At 69.5% G+C, this 4,408-nt stretch carries 5 protein-coding genes; all 5 read left to right on the top strand.

The genetic code is table 11. From position 1 onward, the window contains the following. The coding region (locus JMF90_RS25855; protein WP_201325592.1) for a peptidase S10 at positions 1–1,086 on the top strand (1,086 nt) is incomplete at its 5' end. A gap of 79 nt (positions 1,087–1,165) precedes the next feature. Beyond that, the gene (locus JMF90_RS25850) at positions 1,166–1,570 is read left to right on the top strand and encodes an EF-hand domain-containing protein (RefSeq protein WP_053525896.1); all 405 of its coding nucleotides are present in this window, start codon (positions 1,166–1,168) and stop codon (positions 1,568–1,570) included. 350 nt (positions 1,571–1,920) lie between these two features. After that, positions 1,921–2,820 carry an IclR family transcriptional regulator gene (locus tag JMF90_RS25845; RefSeq protein WP_011694140.1) on the top strand — a complete coding sequence of 300 codons (900 nt, stop codon included), beginning with the start codon at positions 1,921–1,923 and terminating at the stop codon, positions 2,818–2,820. Beyond that, a complete protein-coding gene (locus JMF90_RS25840; protein WP_201325591.1) occupies positions 2,817–3,842 on the top strand; it encodes a 2-dehydro-3-deoxygalactonokinase in 1,026 nt (341 codons plus the stop codon). Before JMF90_RS25845 ends, JMF90_RS25840 begins: the two co-directional genes overlap by 4 nt. 22 nt (positions 3,843–3,864) lie before the next feature. Beyond that, on the top strand, positions 3,865–4,408 hold a 544-nt coding region (locus JMF90_RS25835), incomplete at its 3' end, for a 2-dehydro-3-deoxy-6-phosphogalactonate aldolase (RefSeq protein WP_201325590.1).

Genomic DNA, 4,408 nt, shown 5'->3' with positions numbered 1-4,408 from the left:
GACCTCGTGTTCGTCGATGCGATCGGCACCGGCTTCTCCGAAGCGGTCGCGCCGAACACGAACCAGACGTTCTGGGGCGTCGATCAGGACGCCGGCGCGTTCCGCGATTTCGTGACGCGCTACCTGAGCGTGAACCAGCGCAGCGCTTCGCCGAAATACCTGTTCGGCGAGTCGTACGGCACGCCGCGCACCGACGTGCTCGCGAACCTGCTCGAGACGGCCGGCGTGAAGCTCGACGGCATCGTGCTGCAGTCGTCGATCCTGAACTACAACACGAACTGCGACATGGCGAGCGACTATGTCGGCAACTCGAACAACGGCGCGAGCCCGGTGAGCTGCGCGGGCTTCGTGCCGTCGTACGGCACGGTCGGCGCGTATTACCAGCTCGACAACCCGAACCCGTCGAACCTGCCGCAGTATGCGGACCAGATGCGCCTGCTGACGGCCGGCAGCTACGCGCCGGCCGTGAACGCGTACCTCGCGAGCCACACGCCGCCGCCGCCGAATCTCGTCACGACGATGGCGAATTCGACCGGCGTGAAGCAGGCGTTGTGGAATGCGGACTTCAACGTGGTCCCGACCTTCTTCGACAACAGCTTCCAGCTGTCGCTGGTGCCGGGCACGCTGATCGGCCGCTACGACGCACGCGTGAACGTGCCCGTGTCGAGCCCGCTCGCGGCCGACGGCGATCCGTCCAGCTCGTTCATCACGAAACCGTTCACCGACACGATCGGCAGCTACCTGCCGAACGAGCTGAAGTACACCGCGCAGTCGGCCTACTCGGTGAGCAGCAATGCGATCAACACGTGGGACTGGACGCACGACGGCCTCGCGATGCCCGACACGATCCCCGATCTGGCCGCGGCGCTGACGCTGAATCCGCAGCTGAAGGTGCTGTCGCTGAACGGGTATCACGACATCGCGACGCCGTTCTACCAGACCGAGCTCGACCTCGCGCGGCTCGGCACGCAGCCGAACCTGACGATCAAGGACTATCAGGGCGGGCACATGGTCTATCTCGACGATACGTCGCGTCCGCAGGAGAAAGCCGACCTCGTGACCTTCTACAACGCGGCCGCGCACTGACGCGCCCAGCCGGCGACGGGCGCCCTTCGCGGTGCCGCTCGCCGGCCGTCGACGACCTCATTCCAGACTGGAGCCTGACATGAAGAATCGTTTCATCGTCGTTGCCGCGGCGCTCGCATGCGTCGGCGCCGCAGCATCCCTCTCCGCGTTTGCGCAGGCGAGCGACGCCGCCGCCGCGCCGGCGCGTGCGCGCCAGGCACAGCTCGGCGATCCGTACGTGCCGCCGGCCGCGCGCCACGCGACCGCCGGCACGCAGACGACCGGGGCCGCGCTGCACGCGCAGGTGGTGCGCAAGCTCGCGCGGCAGTTCAGCGCGGCCGACACGCAGAACACGGGGTCGATCACCGAGTCGCAGGCGCGCGCGGCCGGCCTCGGCTATGTCGCGAACCACTTCCGGCAGATCGACGCGAGCGGCAACGGCCGCGTGTCGTTCGCCGACGTACAGCGTTACATGCAGGCGCGCAGCAGCACGAGCCAGCAGTAAGCGCCGCACGCGGTGAGCAAACGGGGGCGGAACCTGCGACAGGGCGGGTTCCGCCCCCGTGCGCATGGCGCGGCCGGCGTGTCGAACCCGCAGCCAATCACGTCGGTATTCTCATTATCTGGACAACGCATTCAAATATTGGAGACGAGTGCGTGCGCTCCTACAATCCGAAGCACATCGACAGCTTCGGACCCACGCATCGCGCGGCGCCCGTCGCACACGGAGACACCTTCCATGAAGTTCGCCGGGCGCTTTACTCGGTGCATCGACCGCCGCCACGCCGCCGCATCGGACGCAGTTCCGGCGCCGCGCGAGCGGCTTCACCGATTCCGTTGAAGAAGCCCCGTCCCATGACCAAGATGCCAGACTCTCTTGCCCTCGACGCCCGGCGCGCGATGCCGGCCGATACGTCGCTGACCGACAGCATCGGCGCGACCAGCACGCCGCTCGACCTCGCCGCGCAGCAGGCCGGCACGCAGACATTGCTGCGCGGCCTCGCGATCCTCGAGGCGATCGCCAATGGCGCGCGCGACATGCGCGCGATCGGCGCCGCGCTCGGCACGACGCGCAGCACGACGCACCGGCTCGTCAGCAGCCTCGTGCAGGCGCGCTATCTGCGCCAGGTGCAGGGCGGCTACCTGCTCGGCCCGAAGCTGATCGAGCTCGGCACGATCGCGCTCGAGCAGATGCCGCTCACCGCGGTGGCGCGTCCGCATCTGGAAGCGCTCGCGGAAGCGACGCTCGACACGATCCATCTCGGCGTGCGCGACGGCGACGACGTGCTGTACATCGACAAGATTCCCGGTACGCGCGGCCTCGAGATGCGCTCGCGCGTCGGCCACCGGATGCCGCTCGCGTCGACCGGCATCGGCAAGGCGATGATGCTCGACCTCGATCCGGACCTGTGGCGCTCGCTGTTCGAAGCCGCGCGGCGCGCGCTGGCCGGCGTCAACTTCAAGCCCGACAACCGGCCCGAGACGAGCGCGTTCCTGCAGCGCATGGCCCACTACGCGGCCGGCGGCTATACGTTCGATCTCGAGGAAAACGAGGCGTCGATCCGCTGCGTGGCCGCGCCGATCCGCGACGCGTCGGGCGCGATCGTCGCGGCGGTGTCGGTCGCGAGCACGATTCCGTACATGCCGCACGACCGCATGGACGAACTGATTCCGCTCGTGCAGCGCGAAGCGCGAGCCATTTCCGCGGAACTGGGCTGGAGCCCGCCGCAGGGTACCCGCAGGATCAAACGATGACGACTTCGACCCGGCCCGCTCCGGATGCCAGTTCCGCCTCCCCGTCGCTGATCGCGCTCGACTGGGGCACCACGTCGCTGCGCGCGTATCTGTACGACGCGCACGGCGTGCCGATCGACACGCGCAGCCGGCCGGCCGGCGTGATGCACGTGCCGGGCGGCGGCGCGCGCGCGTTCGACGCGGTGTTCGAGGAAGCGTGCGGCGACTGGCTCGACCGTACGCCCGGCCTGCCGGTGCTCGCCGCCGGGATGGTCGGCAGCGCGCAGGGCTGGCGCGAGGCGCCGTACGTCGCGGTGCCGGCCGGCGCCGACGCGCTTGTCGCGGGCCTCATCACCGTGACGACGGCGCGCGGCGCGACGGTCTCGATCGTGCCGGGCGTGATCGCGACGGGCGAATTGCCCGACGTGATGCGCGGCGAAGAAACGCAGATCGTCGGTGCGCTCGCGAGCGATCCCACGCTTGGCGCCGATCGTTCAGGGGTACTGATCGGCCTGCCGGGCACGCATGCGAAATGGGCGTGGGTGAAGGACGGACTGATCGAGCGCTTCCAGACCTTCATGACGGGCGAGCTGTTCGCGGTGCTACGCGATCACACGATCCTCGGCCGCACGATGCGCACGGGGGCGTTGCCCGATCGTGACGCGTTCGTGCGCGGCGTATCGGTCGCACGCGGCGCGCGGCACACAGGGCTGCTCGCGACGATTTTCAGCACGCGCACACTGGGGCTGACCGACCGGCTCGCGCCCGATGCGCAGGGCGACTACTTGTCAGGCCTGCTGATCGGTCACGAGCTCAATGCGCTCGACGCGATGCTCGCGGAGCGCGGCATCGCGCTCGCGGACCAGCCGCTGCTGCTGATCGGCGACGACGGCTTGTGTTCGCGCTACGTCGATGCGCTCCGGGTATTCGGCCATGCGCATGCGCGGGTCGCCGCGCATGCGACCGAGTTGGGCCTGTGGCGGATCGCGTCGCGCGCCGGGCTCGTGCGCGCGGACGGCGAGCCCGTCTGCGCCGATCAATGAACTGCTTGCAGAGGAATTCTCGATGCCGTCCGACCTGACATTGCCCGCACCGTACACGCCCCACGCCGCCTTGATGCGTGCGTTCGACGCGTGTCCGCTGATCGCGATCATGCGCGGCATCACGCCCGCCGAAGCGGCCGACCATGGCCGCGCGCTGTACGAAGCCGGCTTCCGGATCGTCGAGGTGCCGCTCAACTCGCCCGATCCGTTCGACAGCATCGCGGCGCTGCGCCGTGCGTTGCCCGACGATGCGATCGTCGGCGCGGGCACGGTGCTGCGCGCCGAGTACGTCGATCGCGTGCAGGACGCGGGCGGCGCGCTGATCGTGATGCCGCACAGCGACGCGGCCGTGATCCGCCGCGCCCGTGAGCGCGGGCTGGCGAGCGCGCCGGGCGTCGCGACACCGACCGAAGCGTTCGCGGCGCTGACGAACGGCGCCGACGTGCTGAAGATGTTCCCGGCCGAGCAGCTCGGCGTGACGGTCGTGAAGGCGTGGCGCGCGGTGGTCGACCGCGCGGTGCCGTTGATCCCGGTCGGCGGCATTTCGCCGGACAACATGCAGCCGT

This window comes from Burkholderia sp. E168m23 (genome assembly GCF_016586125.1).
GTDB lineage: Bacteria > Pseudomonadota > Gammaproteobacteria > Burkholderiales > Burkholderiaceae > Burkholderia > Burkholderia orbicola.
Note: the sequence above shows the minus strand (reverse complement) of the source record. Positions and strands in the feature narration are given on the sequence as shown.

Bases quoted from the DNA above. Each gene is read 5' to 3' on its own strand.
- JMF90_RS25850 (WP_053525896.1), top strand. From the start codon at position 1,166: ATGAAGAATCGTTTCATCGTCGTTGCCGCGGCGCTCGCATGCGTCGGC.
- JMF90_RS25840 (WP_201325591.1), top strand. From the start codon at position 2,817: ATGACGACTTCGACCCGGCCCGCTCCGGATGCCAGTTCCGCCTCCCCG.
- JMF90_RS25845 (WP_011694140.1), top strand. From the start codon at position 1,921: ATGACCAAGATGCCAGACTCTCTTGCCCTCGACGCCCGGCGCGCGATG.